This window comes from Paenibacillus alba, from assembly GCF_013204855.1.
GTDB lineage: Bacteria > Bacillota > Bacilli > Paenibacillales > NBRC-103111 > Paenibacillus_E > Paenibacillus_E alba.
On the sequence record NZ_JABMKZ010000082.1, the window covers coordinates 1 to 2,510 of the forward strand.

Consider the following 2,510-nt stretch of genomic DNA (forward strand, 5'->3'; position numbering starts at 1 on the left):
CCTTTTTTATTTCCTCCATGTCCATCGCTGGACTTAGGTGATCCTCCATGAGGATCGCTTGGCCTTGAGCCAGCACTTGATTCGTTTGGTTATCGGATTCCTGATTCACTTCAAAGCGAATCCCCCCCTCTTGCTCAGGGTACAGCGATAGGCTTACTCTTTCCGGTTGATCATTTACTACAAGGGGGTGTTTCCATATGATTTTCTTAAGTTCAATCCTTTGATTGCCCGTTATACATGCTGAATACGCGACTGCTGCACGTACCATTTCGATATATACGGCTCCTGGCAAAACCATTTGTCCGTTTATCCTATGATCCAATAAAAAAAACTCCTGACCCGTGAAGGCAGAAGTAAACCGCTGCTCCATAAAATTCGAATTGTTCGAATGTAGCAGAGGATGGATGGTTGAAAGCTGATGACTTTCGTGCACAATCGTTTGGGATTGATCTTCATTAACTGATAACCAATAACGGTCCTTATAGAATGGGTAAGAGGGAAGACTTATTATTTGGTGATGCTTATTTTGATATAATCGTTCCCAATCAATTGCAACTCCTTTAACCCATAAGTTAAGTAAATTATCATACTTCTGATCATTTAACCATAGTTTAATCACATTGTTTAAATCCCTATCATCTTTAAAAAGAGTGGAAAAAGCTTTATTCTTTTTTACTTCATCACGGTAAATATCATAAAAACGGCCTTCCATTATATCAATAAGCCGTTTTTCTAGTTCTTTAAGATTCTTTACCATAAATCCAAGCCGCTCATCCATAGCTTCTCTTCCAACCTGTAAGGTATAGGCAATGGAAGCCAAATCATCTTCTGAAAATCTTCCCTCTTGAATCCACTTCAATAAATGTTTAGCCTGCTCACACAAGCGGTCCTCACTTTTGGCAGACATCAGGATAACCTTTGGTATCTGCGCGGCATGGACGTCTGAGAGAGGAACGGCAATTTTAGGAATGTATTCTTCTATCACAATATGTGCATTTACTCCGCCGAACCCAAAAGAGCTTATCCCTGCACGACAAGGAATCTCCTTGCCGTCACGATCCATTAATCTGTCCCATTTTTTCGTTTCTTTATTAATATAAAAATGAGTGCCTTGTAATTGAATGTAGGGATTCATTGTTTCACAATGAAGGCTTTTCACTATTGTCTTGTATTTAAGCTGCAGTAATACCTTAATTGCTCCTACAACTCCAGCCGCTAACTCGGAGTGGCCAACATTCGTCTTTACTGACCCCAACCCACATTGTGCATTTTCATTGATCTGACTTTCATATCCCGCAAAAAGATCCTGGAATGCTGCTTTTAAAGAATTTATTTCAATCGGATCTCCCAGCTCAGTGCCAGTCCCATGTGTTTCTATATAAGTTATAGTGCTTGGATTTACATTTGCTTTCCTATAAACATTCTTTAAGAGTTCAGCTTGGGCTGCCGGGTTTGGTGCGGATAAAGAATTAGACCGTCCCCCATGATTTACAGAAGAGCTTAATATAACCCCATAAATTTGATTACCATCACGCTCTGCATCTTTTAATTTTTTAAGAAAGAGCATCCCGACTGCTTCACTTCGAACATATCCGTTCGCTTTGTCTGAGAATGTTTTGCAACGTCCGTCTTCACTTAACATACCCGCTTTGTTGAAACTAATATGGACTTGAGGGCTAATAATTGTATTGATGCCCCCAACGATCGCCATTTCACAACTCCTATCCTTTATTGAAGATACCGCTCGATGAATAGCTACTAAGGAACTCGAACATGCGGTTTCAATGGCTTCACTCGGTCCGTGAATATTCAGAAAATAACTTAATCTGTTAGGACCAATCGAGGGTGTCATGCCGGTAGCGGAAAATCCTTCTATTGCCGAATTTTTGTGGGTTAAGAAACTTTCATATCCACTTCGTGCAGTTCCGATAAATACCCCAGTGTTGGTTCCCGAAAGGTTTTTAGCTGAATATCCGGCATCCTCCATAACTTTCCATGCATATGTCAATAGAAGACGTTGCTGTGGATCCATTAACTCTGCTTCTCTCGGAGAAATTCCAAAAAACAATGGGTCAAACTCATCAATGCCGTTAATAAATCCTCCCCACTTAATGTTGGTTTTATTTTTTTCACTTTTTGGGTTTCCATTGTAAGCTTTCCAATCCCAACGTTCAATCGGTATTTCTGAGATACAATCCTTACCCTCCATCAAGTTCTCCCAGAATTCTTCCACATCATCTGCCATTGGGAATTTTCCGCTTATCCCCACTATTGCAATTGGCTCATCATCTGAACTTACTTCTTCATTCAAATACAGATGATTTTTTTCCATTGGTTTGGAAAGGAATTCATCCTTTGGTTTTGAAGCTATTTTGGCTTCTTCTGATATTGAAAATGTTCTCATCATGATTTCTTTATACTCTCGGATCGTATACGCTGAAAATTCTTTGATCGTAGTATATTTAAAAAACACCGTAGGATCTAACGCCAGTTCAAATTCATTATTTATG

At 39.5% G+C, this 2,510-nt stretch carries 1 protein-coding gene; it reads right to left on the minus strand.

The features are described from left to right. Positions 1–2,510 (minus strand): type I polyketide synthase (locus HQN90_RS37890; RefSeq protein ID WP_173227977.1); only part of this gene is annotated, 2,510 nt, incomplete at both ends.